This is a genomic window from Crassaminicella profunda (assembly GCF_019884785.1).
Lineage (GTDB): Bacteria > Bacillota > Clostridia > Peptostreptococcales > Thermotaleaceae > Crassaminicella > Crassaminicella profunda.
Genome location: NZ_CP082326.1, coordinates 3,283,864 through 3,307,186, shown reverse-complemented (window position 1 = coordinate 3,307,186; position 23,323 = coordinate 3,283,864). Strand labels below are relative to the sequence as shown.

22 protein-coding genes are annotated in these 23,323 nt (G+C 31.3%); 16 read left to right on the top strand and 6 right to left on the bottom strand.

The genetic code is table 11. The features are described from left to right. Positions 1-355 precede the first annotated feature (355 nt). Complete coding sequence (locus K7H06_RS15405; protein WP_223036921.1) at positions 356-1,300, bottom strand: sugar-binding transcriptional regulator; 945 nt, start codon at positions 1,298-1,300, stop codon at positions 356-358. Between the two features lie 158 nt (positions 1,301-1,458). Here K7H06_RS15405 and dhaL point away from each other — a divergent pair, with 158 nt between their 5' ends. Genes dhaL through K7H06_RS15385 form a run of 4 tightly spaced genes read left to right on the top strand, consistent with a single transcriptional unit; the run spans position 1,459 to position 4,326 of the window. Next, on the top strand, positions 1,459-2,091 hold the full coding sequence (gene dhaL, locus K7H06_RS15400) for a dihydroxyacetone kinase subunit DhaL (RefSeq protein WP_223036920.1): 633 nt from the start codon (positions 1,459-1,461) through the stop codon (positions 2,089-2,091). Between the two features lie 16 nt (positions 2,092-2,107). Next, the gene (locus tag K7H06_RS15395; protein ID WP_223036919.1) at positions 2,108-3,106 is read left to right on the top strand and encodes a dihydroxyacetone kinase subunit DhaK; all 999 of its coding nucleotides are present in this window, start codon (positions 2,108-2,110) and stop codon (positions 3,104-3,106) included. 15 nt (positions 3,107-3,121) lie between these two features. Continuing rightward, the gene (lsrF, locus tag K7H06_RS15390) at positions 3,122-4,003 is read left to right on the top strand and encodes a 3-hydroxy-5-phosphonooxypentane-2,4-dione thiolase (RefSeq protein ID WP_223036918.1); all 882 of its coding nucleotides are present in this window, start codon (positions 3,122-3,124) and stop codon (positions 4,001-4,003) included. 17 nt (positions 4,004-4,020) lie between these two features. Then, the gene (locus tag K7H06_RS15385) at positions 4,021-4,326 is read left to right on the top strand and encodes a hypothetical protein (protein ID WP_223036917.1); all 306 of its coding nucleotides are present in this window, start codon (positions 4,021-4,023) and stop codon (positions 4,324-4,326) included. Between the two features lie 70 nt (positions 4,327-4,396). On the opposite strand, the gene K7H06_RS15380 is transcribed toward K7H06_RS15385, so the two are convergent. Next, complete coding sequence (locus tag K7H06_RS15380; protein ID WP_223036916.1) at positions 4,397-6,424, bottom strand: sigma-54 interaction domain-containing protein; 2,028 nt, start codon at positions 6,422-6,424, stop codon at positions 4,397-4,399. Between the two features lie 303 nt (positions 6,425-6,727). Here K7H06_RS15380 and K7H06_RS15375 point away from each other — a divergent pair, with 303 nt between their 5' ends. The 4 genes from K7H06_RS15375 (at position 6,728) to glsA (ending at position 11,275) form a co-directional block, all read left to right on the top strand. Beyond that, the gene (locus K7H06_RS15375) at positions 6,728-7,972 is read left to right on the top strand and encodes a M20 family metallo-hydrolase (RefSeq protein WP_223036915.1); all 1,245 of its coding nucleotides are present in this window, start codon (positions 6,728-6,730) and stop codon (positions 7,970-7,972) included. Positions 7,973-8,053: 81 nt separating this feature from the next. Beyond that, positions 8,054-9,463, top strand: a complete 1,410-nt coding sequence (locus tag K7H06_RS15370) for a YfcC family protein (protein WP_223036914.1) — start codon at positions 8,054-8,056, stop codon at positions 9,461-9,463. Positions 9,464-9,533: 70 nt separating this feature from the next. Further along, the gene (locus K7H06_RS15365) at positions 9,534-10,202 is read left to right on the top strand and encodes a cysteine hydrolase family protein (protein ID WP_223036913.1); all 669 of its coding nucleotides are present in this window, start codon (positions 9,534-9,536) and stop codon (positions 10,200-10,202) included. Between the two features lie 155 nt (positions 10,203-10,357). Beyond that, on the top strand, positions 10,358-11,275 hold the full coding sequence (glsA, locus tag K7H06_RS15360; RefSeq protein ID WP_223036912.1) for a glutaminase A: 918 nt from the start codon (positions 10,358-10,360) through the stop codon (positions 11,273-11,275). Between the two features lie 162 nt (positions 11,276-11,437). Here the strand turns inward: glsA and K7H06_RS15355 are convergent, their stop codons facing one another. After that, positions 11,438-12,364: a Fic family protein gene (locus tag K7H06_RS15355; protein ID WP_223036911.1), complete on the bottom strand. Its 927-nt coding sequence runs from the start codon at positions 12,362-12,364 to the stop codon at positions 11,438-11,440. A 463-nt stretch (positions 12,365-12,827) separates the two neighbouring features. On the opposite strand from K7H06_RS15355, the gene K7H06_RS15350 reads away from it, so the two are divergent. From K7H06_RS15350 to K7H06_RS15335, 4 genes are all read left to right on the top strand, one after another. Continuing rightward, positions 12,828-13,121 carry a hypothetical protein gene (locus K7H06_RS15350; protein ID WP_223036910.1) on the top strand — a complete coding sequence of 98 codons (294 nt, stop codon included), beginning with the start codon at positions 12,828-12,830 and terminating at the stop codon, positions 13,119-13,121. Positions 13,122-13,560: 439 nt separating this feature from the next. Further along, the gene (locus K7H06_RS15345; RefSeq protein ID WP_223036909.1) at positions 13,561-13,878 is read left to right on the top strand and encodes a hypothetical protein; all 318 of its coding nucleotides are present in this window, start codon (positions 13,561-13,563) and stop codon (positions 13,876-13,878) included. A 292-nt stretch (positions 13,879-14,170) separates the two neighbouring features. After that, positions 14,171-14,785 carry a hypothetical protein gene (locus K7H06_RS15340; RefSeq protein ID WP_223036908.1) on the top strand — a complete coding sequence of 205 codons (615 nt, stop codon included), beginning with the start codon at positions 14,171-14,173 and terminating at the stop codon, positions 14,783-14,785. A 226-nt stretch (positions 14,786-15,011) separates the two neighbouring features. Next, positions 15,012-15,539: a GNAT family N-acetyltransferase gene (locus K7H06_RS15335; protein ID WP_223036907.1), complete on the top strand. Its 528-nt coding sequence runs from the start codon at positions 15,012-15,014 to the stop codon at positions 15,537-15,539. A 37-nt stretch (positions 15,540-15,576) separates the two neighbouring features. On the opposite strand, the gene K7H06_RS15330 is transcribed toward K7H06_RS15335, so the two are convergent. Further along, on the bottom strand, positions 15,577-16,542 hold the full coding sequence (locus K7H06_RS15330; RefSeq protein ID WP_223036906.1) for a DUF6273 domain-containing protein: 966 nt from the start codon (positions 16,540-16,542) through the stop codon (positions 15,577-15,579). Positions 16,543-17,420: 878 nt separating this feature from the next. On the opposite strand from K7H06_RS15330, the gene K7H06_RS15325 reads away from it, so the two are divergent. The 4 genes from K7H06_RS15325 to K7H06_RS15310 all read left to right on the top strand — a co-directional run bounded on the left by K7H06_RS15325 (position 17,421) and on the right by K7H06_RS15310 (position 21,759). Continuing rightward, complete coding sequence (locus tag K7H06_RS15325; protein ID WP_223036905.1) at positions 17,421-17,738, top strand: hypothetical protein; 318 nt, start codon at positions 17,421-17,423, stop codon at positions 17,736-17,738. 289 nt (positions 17,739-18,027) lie between these two features. After that, positions 18,028-20,925 (top strand): DEAD/DEAH box helicase, encoded by a 2,898-nt coding sequence (locus K7H06_RS15320; RefSeq protein ID WP_223036904.1) that lies wholly within the window; start codon positions 18,028-18,030, stop codon positions 20,923-20,925. Between the two features lie 187 nt (positions 20,926-21,112). After that, a complete protein-coding gene (locus tag K7H06_RS15315; protein ID WP_223036903.1) occupies positions 21,113-21,376 on the top strand; it encodes a hypothetical protein in 264 nt (87 codons plus the stop codon). Beyond that, entirely contained in the window at positions 21,376-21,759 is a 384-nt protein-coding gene (locus tag K7H06_RS15310; RefSeq protein ID WP_223036902.1) for a retropepsin-like aspartic protease, read from the top strand. The genes K7H06_RS15315 and K7H06_RS15310 overlap by 1 nt, the downstream gene beginning before the upstream one ends. Positions 21,760-22,110: 351 nt before the next feature. Here K7H06_RS15310 and K7H06_RS15305 read toward each other — a convergent pair whose 3' ends face one another. Continuing rightward, positions 22,111-22,872 carry a 3-hydroxybutyrate dehydrogenase gene (locus K7H06_RS15305; protein ID WP_223036901.1) on the bottom strand — a complete coding sequence of 254 codons (762 nt, stop codon included), beginning with the start codon at positions 22,870-22,872 and terminating at the stop codon, positions 22,111-22,113. Between the two features lie 15 nt (positions 22,873-22,887). Continuing rightward, entirely contained in the window at positions 22,888-23,298 is a 411-nt protein-coding gene (locus tag K7H06_RS15300; protein ID WP_223036900.1) for a hypothetical protein, read from the bottom strand. Positions 23,299-23,323 lie beyond the last annotated feature (25 nt).

The following is a 23,323-nucleotide window of genomic DNA, read 5'->3' as shown; positions in this document are numbered from 1 at the left end:
TCATAGTTTAATCATTATATATAAAGTACCTTCGTTATGGATAACGGGAATACCTTTTATATGTTCATGGGGAAACAGTATATTGATTATGTTTTTTCTAATAGGAGTTAGAGATTCCTGGAGATTACTTTCTAATATTCATTATATATGGTATGTTGATTTAGAGTATATCTCTTATACGAAGGGATTGGGTGTAGAATGTTGTGATGGACAAAAACATTCTACAGTATTAATAATCAGAGATAAACTATTAGGGGCTTTTTTTATGAAATACCTAATTATTTGAAAACAAAAACTAAATCATGAGAGTAGTTATTTGGAGAGGAATAGACAATCCTTTTTCCTGCATATTTTTCTAAGTTTGATTCTTTATGATATTGGATGCTGTTTGTTCATCTGTAATAAGATGAGTTAGAAGTCCTGTTTGCAATGCACCTATAATGGAATAAATATTATTGGTATTTGTACATATTCCAATAACCCTTTTTATCTTTTTAAGTTTTTCTAATGGTATATGAATAGCATAATCATTTTCTCCTTTGATGATATTGCCTAATTTATCAAAATAGTAAGACAAAATCATTCCTACAGCTTTTTTCTCATGTAGAGATTTTCCAAATCTTAGTGCAGTAGCTTGATCTGGAACAGAAGGATAAGTATCGATACTAACGATAACAGTGTCTAAGATAGACCATATTTTAAAAATATTATGATAGTTGTCCGTATGAACATATAGACCTTGCTCATCCTTTGTAGCAGGAAATGCAGGTGCAAAAATATAGTGTGGAGTACCTCCTGTCTTTTCTGAAAAAACTCTTACTATTTCATTAGGATGATAGCCTCTATTAGGGATGGAAGCACTTCCTATTAGTGGACATATTTCTCCTTTGAAATTTTGAATGCTTGCACTTGATTCAATTTTTTTTATTAGAGCTTCTATTTCATATCCCCACCCTAGGCCTAAATAATTTACTTCATTTAAAATATCCTCAATATAATGAAAAGCATGAGCTAATATGAGTTGTTCTGTTAAATACTCTGTATTTGCTTGAGGGGTAATGATACCTCCTTGTAAATTGAATAAACTTTTCAATTGATTTGCTAAAAAGGTGTTGCTGGTATATGGAGATTTTATTTCAATATGTACAATACCAAGTTCACGAGCCTTTGTTAGCATCTTACTAATAAGTGGTCTAGAAACTTTGAGATTTTTTGCTATATTTGCTTGCGTCATATTTTCTTCATAATACATTTTTGCTACTTCTACAAGTTTTAATATCTCACCTTCGTTATATATCATAGATTTCCTCCTTAATAGATCCAATTAGAAATAGAAAAGTATAATTACTATATTGTATTAACAAATGTTATAACAAATGTTAATTTTAGTGATATTCATAATATATCCAGCGTAATATTACTATAGGAAAAATATAAAAAAGAAAGAGGAGGGAGGATATGAAATTAACCATTATAGACTGGAAAAATGGTCTGAAATCATCTGCAAAAATATTAAAAGAAAACAATGAGATGTTGTCTGAACTTGATTCTGTAACAGGTGATGGAGATCACGGTGTTACAATACATAAGATCGCAGAGGTCATAGAGACTGCTGTAGAAAAATGGGAAAATGATATTTTGCTTAAGAATTTTTTTGATGATTTAGGATGGAAGATTATGGGTGTTAGTGGTGGCTCAGCAGGACCTTTATGGGGAACCATATTTACAGGACTTGCTGATGGGTTAGAGGATGAACAAGAAGTAGACAAGGACATATTAAAAAAAATATTCAGTTCTTCAATGGATGCTTTAAAAGGCATTTCTAATGCAAAAGTAGGAGATAAAACAATGATGGATGCATTTATTCCTGCTGTTGAGGAGATCAAAAATTCGAATAAGAACATGCAAGAAATGCTAAAGGATGCAGCAAAGGTAGCCAAAGAAGGAGCGGAAAATACGGTTAACTTTATTGCAAAATTTGGAAGAGCCAAAAACTTAAAGGAAAAGAGTTTAGGTCATAAGGATCCAGGGGCAGTATCTATATCTTTATTTTTTGAAGGCTTTGTAAAGGGAATAGAAAAGAATAGTTAAAGGGGGATCTATTAAAATGAAAATGAAAAAATTTATAAACAGTCCCAAAAACCTAACACAGGAGCTTTTGGAAGGATTAGCATTATCCAATGGGGATACTATTGAGCTTACAGAAAATAATCTTATAGTAAATAAAAAATTGAAGGATGCAGACCGGGTTACAATTGTTACATTAGGGGGAACGGGGCATGAGCCAGCAATAAGTGGTTTTGTTGGAGATGGGATGGTTGATATTTCTGTTCCAGGAGATATTTGTGCTGCTCCAGGACCACAAAGATGTATAGAAGCTATAAAGATGGCAGATAAGGGAAAAGGTGTATTGTTTGTAGTACTCAACCATGCGGGTGATATGCTTACAGGAAATCTAACCATGAAAGCAGTACAAAAAGAAGGAATGAATGTTATAAAAGTGGTTACACAAGAAGATATTTCTAATGCTCCAAGAGAAAGAGGAGAAGATAGAAGAGGTTTGGTGGGATGTGTTCCTCTATATAAGATAGCGGGAGGAGCTGCTGCTGAAGGAAAGTCATTAGAGGAAGTAGCACAAATCGCTCAAAAGTTTTCTGATAATATGGCAACACTTGCAGTAGCTGCAAGGGGTGCAACTCATCCAGCTACTGGTAATATGATCTCTACATTAGATGAAGATGAAATGGAAGTGGGGATGGGACAGCATGGTGAAGGTGGAGGCGGACGTATGAAGATGAAGACTGCTGATGAAACAGCCGTAATCATGATGGATGCCTTGCTTAATGATTTGAATGTAAAAACAGGAGAAAAATTAATGGTAATGATCAATGGTTCAGGAGCGACAACACTTATGGAGCAGTTGATTGTATATAGAAAATGCCATAAATATTTAGAAGAAAAGGGAATTGAGGTTGTAGCTAGTGTAGTAGATGAAATACTAACTGTTCAAGAAGCAGCAGGATTTCAAATTTGTATAGCAAGAATGGATGATGAATTACTAAGATATTGGAATGCACCTTGTAAGACACCATATTTTATTAGGTAAGAAGGGGGAATAAATATGGCAGATCGTGATGACAACATAATAACTAAGAATTATGGGATAGGAATTCCAGTAGAAAAGGAAAACTTTCATGTAAAAGGTATGGACCACGTGGATTGGGGAATGAAAAATCGCCTATCTAAAATATTTAACCCTAAAACAGGAAAAACCTTGATGCTTGCATTTGACCATGGATATATAATGGGTTCTACAGCAGGACTTGAAAGATTAGATTTGTCTATTCCTCCTTTGATTGAAGATGCAGATGTATTGATGGCAACCAGAGGAGCCTTAAGATCAACGATTATGCCTAAAATGAATAAGGCAATAGCCCTTAGATGTTCTGCAGGTAGCTCTGTACTAAAAGAAGATATGAGTCATGAAATAATTGGTGTAAATATAGAGGATGCAATAAGAATGAATGCTAGTTGTATGGCGATACAAGTTTTTGTAGGAGCATCTGGAGAGTGTCAAACACTTAATAATCTAAGCAAAACGATAGATGCAGGAAATCGCTACGGTATTCCTGTTTTAGGTGTGACTGCAGTAGGAAAAGAAATGGAGCGTACAACAAGATATTTTCTCCTTGCAACAAGAATAATTGCAGAACTTGGGGCACATATTATCAAAACTTATTATTGCAAAGATTTCGAGAAAATAACTTCTGCATGTCCTGTTCCTATTGTTATTGCAGGCGGCAAAAAAGTATCAGAGGCAAAAGCATTAGAGATTGCATACAGAGCCATTCAAGAAGGTGCTGCTGGTGTGGATATGGGAAGAAATGTTTTTCAAGCTGAAAATCCAAAAGCTATGATAAAAGCACTAAGAAGTATTGTACATAATGGTTTTAATCCAAAAGATGCATTAGAGCTTTACTATTCAATAAAAAATGAGAAATAATTGAGGAGGGATAAAAGATGAATGTATTTATGCATGTAGGGGTACCTACAACAAAAGAACAACCGAATGAAATTTATTCAGATGATTTGAAAGTATATATTACTGATCCCGAGGAGCACCCATTGAAATTTGAATATCTTCGTTTTGAAGAAAACACACCTCTTCCACAAATTATGCAAAACAATCCACATATTGCATTTAAGGTAGATAGTATAGAGGAGATGCCAAAAGGTGCAAAAATGCTCGTAGAACCTTTTTGTGTTGATATTTTGGATGTTGGAAAATTATTAGAAAAGGCAGATTTTTATTGTAAAGATAAATGAATAACTACAATGTGTTTTGGATAAAAGAAGAAGATCATGAATGATCCTCTTCTTTTACATAAAATTATGTTTATAGATGATTTTCTTTTAACAAATTTATGCCTTTCTGAGTAATTTGGCAACCCTTAAGACCTTTATTTACTACTAAATACTCTTCATTAGCTAATTCATCTAATTTTGTTCTTATTTCTAATTCAGATACTTTATAGTAAGATTTACAATATTCTTTGCAAAGACTTCTCCTACCTGCATTTATCTCATGAGCATTCCTTAGCTCTAATATTTTTAATAGAAAGATATGGCTTAATTTTAATCCTATACTAGGAATTTTTTTGTCGATATACTCTTGTTTTTTTAAGTAGCGAGGAAGAAGATTAAAGGATAAATCTTTATCGCTGATTTTTAACATATATTCTAGTACATTGAATAGTTCTCGAACGTTCCCTGGCCAAGAGTAATTTTTATAAAATATTTTAAAGTCTTTATGAATAATTCTTTTTGTACCATGATGGCACATGAAATATTCAATTAGTAGGGGAATATCATCAACTCTTTCACGTAAGGATGGAATATCAAATTGAAATACATTTAATCGAAAAAACAAATCCTTTCTAAAGGTACCATCCTCAACCATCTTCAATAAGTTTTTATTTGTGGCGGCAATGATTCTTGTATCGACTTTTATAATAGAATCTCCACCTACCCTCATGATTTCTTTTTCTTGCAATACTCGTAATAGGCGAGCTTGTAATCTTAGGGGAATTTCACCAATTTCATCTAAAAAAAGGGTGCCCTTATCTGCTATTTCAAAAAGACCTATCTTTCCTCCTTTTTTAGCGCCTGTAAAGGAACCTTCTTCATAGCCAAAGAGTTCTGATTCTAATAGGGATTCTGGAAGGGTAGCGCAATTGATTGCTACAAAGGGTTCTTTTTTTCTAGAGGAATAGTTGTGTATAGAACCAGCGAAAAGTTCTTTCCCGGTTCCTGATTCACCAATAAGGAGAATGGTAGGATTTGAATCAGCTACTTTTTTACATAATTGTTTGCATTCTAAAAGACTTTCATTTTCACCAATTATGGATGAAAAAGTATATTTTGAAAAATAGCCTTTCCCAATAATTTTTTGGTGAATTTTTTGTTGTACTTTAATGACATTGTTATAGGTACTGATTAAAATAATTTTTCCATGATAGGAATTGTTGAAAGTTACCTTTTTTAAGGTTAATATGAGCTTTTGATTTTTATAGATGAATAAATCATTATCAATTTCATCCTCTGATAAAATGATTTTTAACTGAGGGTATTTTTCTGCAACCTGTGAAATACATGTATTTTCAAAAATATTTTTTTGTATACCTAGTATATGGTATACTTGAGAATTTGCTAAAGTGATTTTGTTGTTTTCGTCTGCAACGATAACGCCTATGGATAATTCGTTTAAAAGGATATTCCATTGAGAAGACAATATTTTTTTGTTTTCTAAAGTATATTTTATACCTTGCCAAAAGGTAGGTACTTTAAAAGAATATTCCATAATGATATTTTCAGAAGTTAAGGAGTCAATATTTAATAGGGCGATGATGTCTAAAACTGTAGAAATATCAAAAACTCTGTTACCGATAATAATAACTTCAGCGTTTATATTAGGGAGAAACTCATAAGGTTCATGGGCAATAATATAATCAATATCATCCGGGATGGTTTTAAGTCCTTTATAAAAAGGATGAAGAGATACATGATCCATTCCCAATTGATAAATAGTTGCTAATGTTTCGTTAGCCATAAAACTATTAATATTTGCTACAAGACATTTTGTATTAGGTGGGATTTTTTTGATTTTATCAAGAGCCACCTTAGAAATAGTTCTTTTCATCATTAAAATAGGAGCATTGCATTTTATATAACTCATCATTGCTATTAATATACTAGGATCTGTATAGAGGATTAAATCTGTCTCATAGATATAGGGCGTTTGATGGAAGCGTGGGTTGTAATAATCAATTTCCAACATATTGTTAAAAATATTATTTAGTTCATTGATAAAAAAATTAGCTATTTTCTCATCAATTGTCAATAAGGAAATTTTTCGCTTTTTCATAGCAGACTCCTTTCGGAATATTCAGAATTTAAATCATCCACTATTTTATATTTTTAATACATAGTATATCATGTTTTGGTATGAATGGGAATTTAAAATAAGATACCATAAAGAAATCCCATTATAATATTGATAATGTAGAATATTCGGAAAACTAATAAAAATGAATCCCTTGAAAACACATATTTCATACATAGAGGGATTACAATATTTCATACATCCTGAATTGGCACAAAATTTGCTTATATATCTTATAAAAGGGTTGATTATGACAATTAATTTAAAACAATTGGAGGGGAATGTATGTATTGCAATGCTGAAAGAATTGAGGAAATGTTACAAAATATAGCTACATTTACAGTAGCAGAGGATGAAGGGTTTACAAGATTTTCTTATACCCAAGAAGATATTCAAGCAAAAAAGTATATCATTAAGAAAATGAAAGAAGCGAATCTAAAAGTTTCAATGGATTTGCTAGGAAATATTTTTGGTAGAAGGGAGGGAACTGAAGAAAACTTACCTCCTATAGTAGCAGGTTCTCATTTAGATACTGTTAAAAATGGAGGAAAGTATGATGGTATTGCTGGAATTGTAGCAGGAATAGAAGCTTTAAGGGTTATGGAAGAAAACCAGATCAAAACAAAATATCCAATAGAGGTAGTGGCTTTTGCAGAAGAAGAGGGGGGAAGATTTAATTCTGCTTTTATCGGAAGTAGTTGGTTTATGGGAAAAATAAAAGAAGAAGCATTAGAAACAATCTGTGATCATCAAAATATGAGTTTAAAAGAAGCTGCCGAAAGTTTAAATGTATTCAATGAAGAGATAAAAAGATGTAAAAGAAAAGATTATCATATAAAAGCTATGATCGAACTTCATTGTGAGCAAGGACCTATACTTGAAAATAATCAAAAAAGTTTAGGACTTGTGAATGCTATTATTGGAAGTAGTTCTTATCAAGTAACTTTATTTGGTCAAGCAGATCATTCTGGAACAACTCCTATGGATGTGCGTAAAGATGCTTTTTATGCGGCTTCTAAAATAGCTGTTGAGTTAAATGAATTTACAAAAAAACAAGAGATGTATTCTGTTGGAACTGTGGGATGTGTAGAAGTAAAACCTAATGTATACAATATTGTTCCACAAGAAGTATCTATTACGATGGATATTAGAAGTATGGACCAAAAGGTGTTAGAACATATTATTACTCATATGAAAGAATATATAGAAAAAATCGCAATAGATCATCATATCCAATACAAAATCAAGAAAAATCATCATGCAAACCCAGTGAAATTATCTAACAAAATAGTAGATCTTCTTATTAAAAATACGAAAAAGAGAAATTATAACTTTGATGTAATGGGTAGCGGTGCAGGACACGATACCCTTATAATGGCTGAATTTACCGATGCTGCTATGATTTTTATTCCGAGTAAGAATGGAAGAAGTCATTGTCCAGAAGAATACTCAGATTCAGAACATATTGCCAAAGGGGCAGATGTTTTATTAGATACAATTATAGATTTAGGAGAAAAGGTATCATCATAAATTATTTATTACAAAGGATGTTTTTTACCATAGTTAATAAAGTTAAATCAATGAATATATAATAAACAAAGGAGGAAAATTATGTTAAATAAAAATAAAAAAGGCAAAAGTTTTATAGAGATGATTCCTCACCCTCTGGCACTATTATTTTATATCGTTATATTTGCAGCAATTCTCACATATATCATTCCAGCAGGTTCCTATGAAAGAGAAGTAATAGATGGAGCATCTAGAACCATTCCAGGAACCTATGAAAGTGTTGCTAAAAGTCCAGTGGGATTTTTTGATATATTTACAGCAATACCTGTAGGATTTAAGAAAATTGCAGATATTGTATTTATCGTATTTGCAGCAGCTATGATGTTTGGAATCATGGAAAAAACACATATGCTAGAAAATACAGTAGGAACTTTTGTAAAGAAATTAGGTCTTAAAAAGAAGTTTGTAATTGTAGGAATTATGACATATGTATATGGTGTATTAGGAATATTTGTTGGGTATGAAAATAATATAGCATTGGTTCCCATTGCTGTAGTAATCAGTTTGGCCATTGGCGGCGATGTGGTATTAGGAGCAGGTATGGCAATTGGAGGAATATCTGTAGGCTTTGGATTAGCACCTTTTAATCCATATACAGTGGGAATTGGACATAAAATTGCTGAAATGCCATTATTCTCAGGCTATTTATTTAGAAGTGGACTCGTTTTTATATTATTGACTATTTTAGTATTTTACAATATAAGATATTTTAAAAAGATATTAAAGGATCAAGATCATGCTCTAGGAAAAAATATTGATACTACTGGGCTTCAATTATCAAAGCCAATTGCTGAATACAACATGAGATCTAAAGATATACAAATGCTATTGGTGTTTGTTGCAGGATTAGGTGTAATGCTATTTGGTGTATTTACTAAGGGCTGGTATATTAACGAAATTTCTGCTGTATTCCTCATTGTAGGAATTGTAAATGGTATAGTAGCAAGATTGAGTGTAAATGAAATATCAGAAACATTCTCAAAGGCTTTAGAGCCAAGTGCTCTGGCAGCTATTTTGATTGGGGTAGCTCAAGCTATACAAATCGTTATGAATCAAGGAAATATTAGTGATACTATTGCATATAATTTTGTATCTATTTTAGAACAATTGCCTACATTACTAGCAGTTGTGTTTATGTCAATAACACAATCAGTTATTAACATTTTTATTCCTGGGGGAAGCGGACAAGCTTTAGTTACTTTACCTATTATGATTCCAGTTGGGGATATGATTGGTATAACTAGACAAAGTGCAATTCTTGCTTTTCAAATTGGTGATGGACTTACAAATATTGTAACACCTACTTTGGGAGGATTAATGGCTATGCTAGGTCTTTGTAGAGTTCCTTATGGAAGATGGTTAAAATATATTTTACCCTATACAGTCATTGGATTTGTTATTTGCTGGGCAGCTTTAATATTAAGTGTAATCATTAAATGGGGTCCTATGTAAGAGATAAAATATAAAGCAATTTTTAGCGAGGAAATCATCAAATAGATCATAAAGAAAATGAGGAGATAGGATGGAAAATAATATAAAGGGATTATACCATGAATTTGAAAATGAAACTTTAATAAAGGGAAGGGTTGCATTGCTATGTATTGACATTCAATATCATGATGCAGCGCCTGGCTATGGTTTTTTTTCTAATACAACAGAAAATGATCCTGAATATGCGTATTATTTTAGACGATTGAAAGAAAAAGTGTTCCCTACAGTAAGCAAACTACAAAATCTGTTTAGAGAACAAGGGCAAGAAATTATTCATGTAAGAATTGAAGCACTCACAAGAGATGGTAGAGATCGTAGCTTAGAACATAAAAGAATAGGATGTTTAGTGCCTAAAGGATCTAAGGCTGCTGAATTTATTAAAGAGGTTGCACCAAAGGATGATGAGATTGTTATATCAAAGACGGCATCAGGTGTTTTCAATAGTACAAACTTAGACTATGTACTTAAAAATTTAGGTGTCAACCAATTAATTGTAGTAGGAGTTTTAACGAATGAATGTATTGAAACAGCTGTAAGAGATGGTGGAGATAAAAGTTATAGTATGTATGTTGTAGAAGAAGGTATAGCTGCTTTAAATGAAGAGTTGCACAAGAATTCTTTAAAAGTATTAGATGGTGTGTATGGAAAAATTATTTCTTTTGAGCAGGCTCAAGAGATGATACAAAAAATAGCTGAATAGGAAAAAGCTAATGATGATCAGGTGATTTTATAATCTAATTTAAACAAGCAGGTAAACTTTGAGCCTGCTTGTTTAAATAATGAGTCATTTATAGATAAGAGCTATAAAGAACTAAATAGATTTTCATTTAAAAACAAAAGGATGGTGGATGAACCATGAAAGATTTGCTAGAGACTATTGTTGAAAAAAATAGGAAGTGGACAAAATATGGAAATATTGCTACGTATATCCCTGGGTTAGCCAATAGTGATGCTGATCATCTAGGGGTTTTTATTTGTGATATAAGAGGAGAAGAATATTTTGCTGGAGATTATGATGTAAAATTTACTATACAGAGTATATCAAAGATAGTATCTTTTATATGTGCGCTAATAGATAATGATTTTCAAAAGTTATCTAAAAAGATTAGTGTAGAACCTACAGCAGATGGTTTTAACTCTATTGTGAATCTTGAAACAAAAAATGGTCATAGACCGTTAAATCCCATGATTAATGCAGGTGCAATTGCCACCATTTCTATGGTAAATGGACTTACCCCTAAAGAGAAGTTTAATAGAGTTTATGATTTTATGAAGAAAGTTACAAACAATAATCATATATATATTAATAATAATATTTATTATTCGGAAAAAACTACGGGAGATAGAAATAGAGCGTTAGCTTATTATATGAAAAGTACAGGGATTATTGAAGAGAATATAGAGGAAATATTGAATGTATATTTTAAGCTTTGTTCTATTGAGATTACATGTAAAGACATTGCTTATATGGGGGCAGTTCTTGCAAATGATGGGATATTACCAATGAGTGGGGAAAGGATTATAACCAAAGAAATTTCCAAGATTGTGAAGGCGGTTATGACAACTTGCGGTATGTATGATTCGTCAGGGAAATTTGCAGTAAAGGTAGGTTTACCAGCAAAAAGTGGTGTCGGAGGAGGGATTATGGCTGTTGTACCTAAAAAAATGGGAATAGGAGTTTTAGGGCCAGCCCTTGATGAAAGTGGGAATAGTATTGCAGGAATCAAAGTGTTGGAAGACTTATCAAAAGAATTGGATTTGAGTATTTTTTAAAGAGGTTGCACTGTATTATGAAATCAAAGAATAATTAACATCTGCTTAAAAATTTGTTTATAAGAAAAGGAATAAGTGTTTGATGGCATGATAGTGTTAGTTTATGATTGAAGAAAGAGGATACTAGGTACCCTCTTTTTGTTATGATATTTATAATTTATGTTACACTATACTAAGCCACAAATCTAAGCTCTCCTCCACACACTTGGCTACCAAGGTCACGAACGATCTATAGTCACCACTTGTATGTGCAAAATCCAAATGATCATAATACTGTGGTCGCATATTTGCCTTAATAATAGTAGGTGGAAACCCTGATTTCATAAGTTCAAAGTTCATAAGAAGTCTTGCAGTTCTTCCATTACCATCTATAAATGGATGTATTTTCACAAACTCACCATGTAACATAGCTGCTCTCTCTATAGGATGTAAACTGTTCCATTTTTCATTATACAGAGAGACTAGTTCTTCCATTTGTTCTTTTACAATAAAATGCTGAGGGGGTTTATGTTTTGTACCACTAATGAGTACATTTTCTTTTCTATAGGATCCAGCATTCTCATCATCAATACTTTTGAGGACTAAGCCATGTATATTTTTAATACTCCATTCAGACAAAGGTTCATTTTGTTTGATTAGATCTTCTAGAAACAAAATAGCAGCTTTATGATTAATAACTTCTAAATGTTCACGCATCGATTTTCCACCAATAGTAATTCCCTCTAAGACCACTTTTGTTTCTGATATGGTTAATGTGTTCCCCTCAATAGCGTTTGAATTATATGTCCACTCAACAAACATATTTTCACGCAGAGAATGAAGTGTATGTTTACTTAGTGGTCTTGCATCGTCAAGCTGTTGCTTTTTACTATCAATGATTTTAAAATTCATATGAAGACACCTCACTTTCAGTTTTGATTTATGACGTGTTGTTCTTGCATCTATGGGTTTTAATGCATTCGCAGGAATAGACCACATCCACCCCATGCGTTTAGCACCTTCTATTCGCCCATCACTACATAGGGTACGAATACGCCGTTCAGATATATTCCAGTTTTGTGCTACTTCTTTTATCGTTAGATACTTCATAATTATTCGCTCCTAGAAAAAGGATTTATATATTTTATTATATGCCTAGTTCGGAATAATATCAATATGATGTAGAGATTGCTGGAAGTAAGAAGGAGGAGCATTTGATGAAAATTTGTATAAATGAAATATCACTGAAGATACAATAAGAAAATATATACAAGAACAATAAGAGGAATCAAAAAAGAAGATACAAGGAAATAAAGTCTCTTATAGAGGCAGATGGTAGTAGTGCTTGCGATACCCACCTTTTAGGTGTGCAAGTAATAAAACACTTATAGGGATAAAAATTTTTTAGCTTTTCTATAGTTCTTTACCTTTTTTTCAAAGTTTTTACATCGTTTATTCACATATAGCATTCCCTGTCTATATCCTGGTTATCATAAAATTATGTTAAAATATATTCGTGATACTTTTATGAGAGCTATTTGGAATTTACTATGTAGATACTCAAACAAATCAATTGTTTTATTATGATGGAAAAGCAAAAAGATTAATATCTAAACATAAAATAAATCGATTCAATATTTCAGAAAATGGAATTTATGGAATAGAGATTCATAATGGGTATAAAGTAAGCAATGAAAAAGAATACTTCATCTTATACTTTATAGGGTTTGGAGAAGAAGCTTCTAATGAACCAGTTATAATTGATCAGGGTAGGCAAGTGGATGGATTTTCAATTTTGAAAGAAGAACTATACTATCAAGGAGCTAAAGGTCTTGGATGTGAAAAATTAGTAACGTGTAAAAGATAAACATGAGGAGTAATAATAAGTTAAGTAATTGGTACTTAACTTATTATATTTTTTTACCTTTTTTCAAAAATTCTTATAAAGTTTATTCATACCAATAAGCGTGTCAATACTTTAATAATTGGAAAATCATGTTAAAATATTTCTATACATCAATTTAATACATGGTTACAATAACTATAAATTTAATGAATAGGAGAAAAAAGAGATGGCATATATAGTCAATAGACGGTTGTAGTAACGGATAAAAAGAATAATCTTACTAAGGAATTTAGAATTAAACCAGAGTATATTATGAAAAATTATAATTTTTTTTGATAAGAAACCTAATTGGAATGCATATGTTGAGAATGTATATAATTTAGAGAGTGATCTTTGATACATTGTAACGCAATTGTAGAATATGGGGAATATATTCTCAGTTGAGGGGGGGCGAAAATTAATGAACCAAAAAGAAAATAAAATTATTAAAAATATAACAATAATTATTAATGTTATATTTTGTTTAATATTTCCTTTAAGTATTGTGGCATTAATGGTTTCACCAATGGTATTTGATGCACCATGTTCAACGAAAGATTTTTGTACATGGGTATTTTTCTGGGCTATGGTCTCAGTTCCAATAGTTATCTTTATATCTGTAAGAACATCATTATTATTATTCAAATTAAAATCATACAAAAAAGCATTTTTATTTAGTTTATTACCAACAATTAATTTTACTATAATGTATTTGCTTGCTTGGATTGAAAAGTTTTGATATTCAAAATGTTGGTATATAGGTAATAATACCTCAATCGGATATAGATTTTTATGTATATCGTAATAGTAGAAAAAAACGACAAAGGTTCATATTTATGGAATCAAGAAAAGCATAAGTAAAAATGAAAGCTAATCAAATGGGATATATAAGATAATTAATTAAAAGAACAGAGACAAGCAAATAATCCCGACATAGTGTCGCAAATATGTCCATATATGGATAAAAAGGAACCTATGGGCGGAAATTTAATCGTTATCTACCATAAACATTAAAGGGAAGTGAAAATCATATGAAAAGAATTATTAAAATAAAAGAGAGCATTCTGAAATGGGTGCTTATACTATTAGGAGCAGTAACGATTTTCATGTATATTATGACGTATGAAAATTTAGGAACAAGAAATGGATCTAGTATAGTACTTCCTTATATGATATATATGCAGATGTGGGGAGTAATCACCAGTTTTGCAGAGGCGAAAATAGTGGAGAATAGAGTGAAAGATTTAAATTTAACGCATATAAAACCTTATAAAAAATCACTATTAATAGCATATGGCATAATTCTTATTATTTGTATCTTTCTCTCAGTTAGTATAAATAGAGGTTTGATTGTAGAAGTAGGATTCTTAAAAACAATAGCAATTAATATGGTGATAATGATGATAGCTCAATATATTTTAATAAAAATAAAAATGTATATGGGATATAAGGTTATGTACGGAGAAAACAATTTAGTAATAGGAGATAGATTGTATGATATAGAAGAAATAAGCAGTATTAGAGATAATTTTGGCTCTAAATTGTACATGAAAGTTGGAAGTAAAGAATATGAAGTATTTAGTGGACAGCGATCTACTAAAAAAAAATTGATAAGAATATTAGGTGATAAGATTGCTTCAAAGTGATCTGAGGGAGTTTACAGTAGATAACATACTTTTAAAAAATTTGGAGCAGTACTCCCCCATTAAAAAAAATATTGCCGTCAGCCTATAGGAAGTGAATATCCAATAAAATAAGTAGAATCTAAGGTAGCATATTTTTATTATGTTTTGGCAGTTGTGTTTGCTGCCTCTATTCTATGGTTTTATTTTAGTTATTAGGAGTGTAGCATTAAAAATCGGAGGTATAGATATGAATATAAGAGTGGCTACTATAGATGATGCACCACAGATAGCATATGTAAATGTTGAAACGTGGTTAACTACATACAAAGGGATTGTGCCAGATAAATTTCTTCAAGAAAGGAAAGAAAAAATAGAAGAAACTGTAGAATGGATACGGGAAAAATTTGAGGAAGATAATATAAAAGCATTGGTATGTGAGAAAGATAATAAAATAGTAGGATTTGCAACGTATGGAAGGGAAAGAAATGGTGATTTAGCGTATAAAGGAGAAATATATGCAATCTATGTTTTAGAAGGGTATCAGAAAAAAGGATTAGGGAAAGAAATTTTTAAACAGGTGGTCAGAAATCTAATAAGCATAGGGATCAATAACATGCTTATATGGGCATTAGAAGAAAATAAATCATGTAGGTTTTATGAAAAAACAGGTGGAAAAATAGTAAAGAGAAGAAATATTGAAATAGGCGGAAAAGAATTGAAGGAAGTTGGTTATGGGTGGAATAATCTAAAAGAGCTAGAGAATATCCTTCAATAAAAAAGAAAGAGAATGCTCTATAATATACACTTATCAACTATTTCTCTTTTTCTTGAGGAACCCCTTCAACAATATAAGGATCTGACTCAACACCAGAACCTGATTTGGAGATTATAGAAGATGAATTTAAAGATAGAGCTGGGCGAATACCACCACGACCACCAAAAGATGCAAAATAGTCAAAAATAGAACCATCGCTCTTAATCATACGTACAAAAGAAGGACCACTAGGAGCATCAACAGGAGTACGTAACCAACTACTCCAGCTATGCTTAGAATCTAATTTTATATTTTTTTCTGGAGAATGAGCAACTGCTTCTTTAGTTGGTTTTCCTATATAATATTCTTTTCCTAATATACTTCTATTTTTCCATACATAGTCATGTAATTCCTTCACAGATAATAAAAATACCTTATCTTCTACCATTTCATAATAAGCATTATCATAATTTTGTACTATTTCTGTTATATCAGAAGCTAGAACGAGGTTATTTTCTCCACCATCTTTTTTATCTTTATCTATATCATCTAGTAAAGATTTATGAACAATTGGATTTATGCTATTCCGTTCATTTGCTGTAAAGTTTCCATCTGCTAAAAATCCTTTTTCAGTTTCATAAGGATCATATCCTTCAAACATATTTTCTTTGGATGGTGGGTTTTGTATCCAGTTTATTGTACCTGCTTTGTTATCACTATTTAACCATTGTCTAATATTTGAATCTTTCCAATAGTTACTTCCACAATCTATTCTACATTCATTACTATGATAATTACCAGCTGCATCAAATGCTTTTAAAGATATGATTTTATCTGAAAAAAGTAGAGGCTTCCTATCTGCATCTATGTTGATTACTCTCCAAAGTATTGGTGCATCATTGTATTTCCCAAATTGTACATAATCTCCTATTTTTATCTCTATAACTTGTTGATGTGCACAACCTACCATAAAAATAGAAACCATCAAAATACATATTATACTTGCAATAAAGCTTTTTTTCATGACTATTCCCTCCAATTAAAAAAATGAATTAATACGTACTAACAACTAGATAAATTTTAAAACTAGCTTTTCTTATTTTAACATTATTTGTATATTGTGGATATATTTATATATAGATTTAAGTTGGAAGTATTACAATTTGGTTTTTGTAATATAGATCAATAGATCCTAGATTAAATCCATGAGCTTTGTTATGTAACTGATTGTTATTTATATGGTCTTGTAATAAGTTACCAGCATATATTATTCTCTAACTGGTTAATATAATAACATCGGGTATATAATGGTTGAGCCAAGACTTATATGTGCTCTTGTCAGGGGTATATATAGGTCGGTCAAAGATTGTATACGGGTCTTGGCGGGTTCGTATACAGTCGGAGAGAAGATTTTATATGGTTAGGAAAGGTTTTATTACAGTCGAATTTATTTGATTGTAATAAGATCCCAACTTATCATATAGGGTCGAGCGAAGATTATGCATAGTGCCGCAGGTCTTAGGACTAATGGTTGTATGGGGTCGAAAGATTCCATATAGCTGTTAAGGTATTGTGTATGGTCGAACGAACCATCATCATGGGTTGTGAACTGCTTGGGTTTGGTCGAAAGATCAGATCTAGGTAATAAGGGATCTATGGTGGTGCAAGGTAGATCATTATGTGCTCGATTTTGATATTTATACAAACAAAAATTCCCTAAAACTGATATGCTCCCCTTAGGGTAGATAGTTAAAATAATATAACTATCTATCATAGGGGATTTTATTATGGATTACTTAATTATTTGAAAACAAGAACTAAATCATGCAGGTAGTTATTTGGAGAGGAATAGACAATCCTTTTTCCTGCATATAATGAATTATGCAGGAGGGAGGGGGAATATTGAGAAAAAGATTATTATGGACAATCGTGTGCAGTATCTTTATAAGCATGCTACTTTATACAGGAAGTTTTTTTAAATACACAGGAAACAAGGTGAAATTAAATGCATCTGCCAAAATACATATAGGAAACGAATATGTAGGTTGGGAAGAAAAAAAGATTAAAGAAAATCCAAACTATGAAAATCTATGGATTCTTATAGACATCAATGAAAAAAGATTAGAGCTCATTGATTTAGAACGTAAGGAAATTTTAAAAAAATTTATGATATTAATAATTATAGGCCCGTTAGGTGGCATCAGCAATTATATTTCTTAGGGGATATATTGTCTAAAATAGGGAGTTAAATACTATGAGTAAAATTTTTTGAAATTTGTTTAATATATTAGAGACAACACTAAGGAATATCTAGCTAAAAAATAAAATATATTCGTACTTTTGTAATTCATATCACCATGAAGTGTATATGAATATGAGTATGACAGAATAAATGTGTGGGTACTACGGGGGTATGATATGACTATTTCACCAAAAATTTTAGATATGATTGAGTACTATAGACATTCTGTTGCGGATAGCACAAAGAAAGAAGTTGATTATAGAACATTTGATAAGCAAAATAAAATTATATGAAATGGTTCAGGGAAAAATTAATCAGGCTACAACAGATTATTTATTTTATTTAAAGTTTAAAGGGAATAAAAAAAAGCTGATGCTAGCAAAGGAACAGGGGTGGAAAATAGATGTTATTCTCTGCCCGATAGTTATGAATGTCAATGTGGAACATGGGGATGAATTAAAATTCCCTAAAAGGGTTGTTCCTTTAATGATTCCAGCAAAGTTAAACTTAAAAGGGGAGACAGAGCATGCGGACATTCTTCCATGGATTGCAAGGAAAATACTAAACCCAACAGAATTAGCATGTTTTGCTGTTGGGGATATAAAAGATTTGGACGCTTTTTTAAGCAAAGAAAAGATACCACCACTTAAAGAAGGATGGAAGGCATTCTGGTGTTTTACTGATAATATGGTACACAAAGTCACTGGAAACATTATCAAAGAATTTAGCATGAACAATTATACACAAGATGCATCTTCTTATATTGTGTTAAATGACTTGGTATTAAATTCAACAGTTCATTTGATGAATTATTATGAAAGTATGATAAAGAATAAAAAAAATGATTTTTCGCCTTTGATTACAAATCTTTTTAATATTAAAGAAAAACAGCATTTAGATGTAGTGGATGATAAAAAACAGTATCTTGCCTCTGCTAAACATATGGGTCAAATGGGGTGCGAATACCCATTATCAGAGTCGCAAAGAGAAACAATAAATCACTATGTGAATGGAAAAAAAGGAGATGTTTTTGCTGTGAATGGACCTCCTGGAACAGGAAAGACAACTTTTTTACATACAGTAATATCCCATGAATATGTGAAAGCTGCACTAAAAAAAGCAGAGCCTCCTATTATTTTAGCAACATCAAACAACAATCAAGCAGTTACCAATATAATAAATAGTTTTTCAAATGTGTTTGATAAATCCAATATACTTGGTCAACGTTGGATTTCTGGAGTAGATAGTTTTGGAAGCTATTTGGTTTCTCCAAATAAGCAAAAAGAAGCTGCTAAGAAATATCAAGTTATAGTACCAGAGAAAAGTAAAATTGTTGGGTTTCTTAATGATATTGAATCAGAAGATTATTTGAATAAGGCATCACAGTATTTTTTAGAATGTGCATCACGGTATTTCCAAAAAAAGAGTTGTTTTAGTTCTATAGAAAATGCAAATAATGCAATACATAAGAAATTAGCTAAAGACGTTGCTCAAATCGAGGAAACAATCCAAAAGGTAGATGAACTTTCGAATTATATCATAAATATTGAAAAAAAGTATAAGCCTACTATTTGCAGAGTTGTAGAAGATTTTAGAGATAAACATACCTTTTATGAAATAAATAAGGCTGCATGGGATGATATTGATATTGAATTTGAAAATTGGTTCAAAAATTTTCCGTTTTTTAAGAGAATTTTTATGAGAATGAATGTATTAAATCCAATTTTTATAAGACATTTTAGTAGATTTATTGATGAGCATCCTTTACTTGTAGGTGAAAATATAGTTCAAAGTTATAAAGGGATAGAAAATTGTATTATGGAAAATAGATCAAAAGCAACTAAAATGCTACATCAATGTAATCAAAAGATATCAGAGATAAAAAACGACATTAAAGAAATCTCCAAAATTAAAGATGAAATAGTTAATATTGGATTAAGGTATGATGCTTCTATAGAGTATTCGGATCATATTAAAGATGATATTAATAATGCTCTTGATATGACATTAAGATATGAGGCATTCAGACTGGCTACGCACTATTATGAGGGGAAGTGGATTCAAGAGGTAACTATAAACATAAAAGAGGGTTATGAAGATAAAAAATCAAAAAAGAAACGAAAAAAACAGTGGAGAAGGATTGCTAAACTTACACCATGTCTTGTGTCTACTTTTTATATGATTCCTAAGTTTATGGAACATGGATATTATAATGAAGAGAAAGTCTGGATACCAGACTATTTATATGATTTTATTGATATTCTAGTTGTAGATGAAGCTGGACAAGCGTCTCCAGAGGTATGTCTTCCACTTTTTGCATTGGCTAAGAAAGCGGTTATGGTAGGTGATACTTATCAGATAGAACCGGTATGGAGTGTGGAAAGATTTTCAGATTCTCCGAATATGAAGAATTATGTAAAGGATGTTAATAATGAAGTGTTTTTTGAATCTGGATATTCAGCATATAATGGTAATCTGATGAATATAGCAAAGCGGCGATCCAACTTTTGCAAGTATGGCGAGGGTGGATTATATTTGACAGAACACCGAAGATGTATCCCTGAGATTATTGAGTACTGTAATGAACTAGCTTATAAAGGTAAACTAAATCCAAGACGTAAAAACAACCTTAAAGACTTTCCGTTTGAGCATATGGGACACTTGCATGTTGCTGGGAAATCAGAAAATTATAATTCAAGCCGTAGAAATATAATAGAAGCAAAGGCTATAGAGAATTGGATAGTTAATAATGCTAAACTGCTGTTAGATTATTATAATGGTCCTAAATCTAATGATGAAAAGAGCATTGCCGATATTGTTGCAGTTGTGACACCTTTTAAAGAACAATCAAGAGCTATTATGCATGAACTAAGAAAAAATAAAGGATTTGAAAATATTACAGTAGGAACTGTACATTCCCTCCAAGGGGCTGAGCGGCACATTATTTTATTTTCATCAGTGTATACTGAACGAAATAAACAATCTTATTTTTCTGATAGAGGAGTTAATATGCTCAATGTTGCTGTTTCAAGAGCGAAAGATTCATTTGTCGTTATAGGGGATTGTCGAATCCTTGATAAAAAGAGAAATTCTCCTAGTGGTATTCTTGCTAGATACCTAAAGTATAGAGAGTATTCTAGTGTCAGTTCTAGGTTTATACAGTAAACTGTTGAAGCTATTATAATCAGAGTATTGAAGATAATTTTAGATTGGATATATTGGCTTTTGATAAAGAAAAAAAATCTTTTATCATAATGTTTTGCTTAGAGTACGGTGAGAAGTCAGAATTGAAGTGTAGAAATTATGATATAATAAAACTAACAAATAAAACTTCCTGATTGGAGGGGATTTTATGAAATGGCATGATGTAAGAACACAATATGCTAACAGGTGGGTATTAGTAGAAGCATTGAAAGCTAATTCTATAGATAATAAAAGAGTTATTCAAGATATGGCAGTTATATCGAATCATACTGATTCTACGGATGCGTGGAAAGAATATAAAAGTTTACATTTAAGTGATCCATCAAGGGAACTATATATCTTTCATACTTCTAATGAAGAAATTGAAGTAATCGAACAAAGATTCATGGGAGTAAGAAGGAGGAGCATGTAATGAAAATCCGTATGGAGGATGGATTACCTTTAGTAGAAATAACAATAAAGTATAAAGATAAAGAAAAAATTCTTAAAAATGTTTTATTGGATACAGGGTCTTCCAATACAATATTTGATACAGATGCAGTAGAAGATATAGATCTAGTTATTGATCCTATTAAAGGAAAAGCAAGACGAATGTATGGTGTTGGTGGAGAAAGTGAATTATGTTATGAGCAAACAGTTTCAGATTTAACGATTGAGGAATTTATATTAAGAGATTTTACAGTACAGTTAGGGATAACTAGAGAAAATTATGGATTTGATGCTATTTTAGGAGTAGATTTTATGTATAAAAATGGTATTATGATAGATTTTAAAAATTTAGCAGTTAATAAATAAAAAAGTAGTAATTTTCTGGGGAATATTATAAATAATAATGGATAAATTTAGAAATATGTGGCTAAATGTCTAGTGGTCAATATAGTGAGAAGAATACCTTGGAGGGGACCCCTTGAATACTAAGTTTAAGAATGTTTTTATTGCAAAACAAAAAATAACGACTATCTGCTTAAAAATTTGTTTATAAAATTGATATAAACAAATTTTTCGTTTTTAACTTAGTAATTCTAATACGCCAGCTCGTATAGTCTGGCGTATTAGAATGGTACAGTCCATAGATAACAAGACTTAGTATTTAGGTGATGTAAAAACTTTAATGTATAGGATATTTTTGCAGGGTTACGTTGATTATTAACTAGCTGTCCATCCACCATCCATAGACATCATAGAACCTGATATACAGGCTGCTGCATCAGAACATAAAAATTTGGTTACCTCTGCAATGTTTGAAGGGTCGATTAATTTCTTTACAGCGGCCTTTTCTAACATAATTTCGTGAATTACTTTTTCTGCTGATATACCATGGGATTTAGCTTGATCTTCAATTTGATTATCTACTAAAGGTGTTCTAACATATGAAGGACAAATTGAATTTACAGTAATACCATGGGCGCCTCCTTCTAAAGCGGCAGTTTTTGTTAGTCCGCCCAAGCCATGTTTAGCTGAGACGTATGCTGATTTGTATTTGGAAGCTACTAATCCATGGATTGAATTTAAATTAATGATTCTACCCCAGTTTTGTTCCTTCATTGAATTCCATACATATTTTGTAAGTAAGAAGGGGGCAGTTAGCATAAGCGAAATCATAAAATCCCATTTGTCTTCTGGAAAATCTTCTATAGGAGACACAGTTTGTATACCTGCAACATTTACTAGAATATCTACCTTAGAGAACTTACCTAAAGCATAATCAACTAAGCTTTTACAATCTTCTTTTTTGCTTAAATCTGTTTTAAAATAGTATGCACCTATCCTTTGAGACTCTTTTTCTAATCTTTCTTCATTAATATCAGCCATGATCACCTGTACATGAGCTTTAGCAAAGGACTCAGCGATTTTTAGTCCTATACCACTAGCTGCTCCTGTTACAATAGCTACTTTTTTTTCTAACATATATTTGAGACCTCCTTAAAATGATTTGCTAACCTTGTCTTCAAATGTTTCATTAAGAATGTGAAAAAATTTCGTCATATCTATTTTTTTATCATCTGTATAGAGTTGATATGTTTCATTTTTCGTATTTATTGCGATGGAACCATTTTTAAAAAAGGTTCTTTTATTTAGGAGTAAATCTTTTATGTGGGTATATTTTATAAGGATATTATTTTTGCTATATTTTTCTATTTCAGTTATATCTAGATTTTCTAAAAGATCCCTTTTGTTTTGACCAGGGTCAGCCCTGAGCATCCATGGCTTAAAGCTTTCTCCTAGCCATACAAGCAATAATCTTTTGTTAGTAATGATAATGTCATAATATTGTTTTTGATAAAATCCAACCTTGAAAAACTTTGGCATGATATCTATGATATATTCTTTCATAAAACCCCCTCTACTTTCATTGATA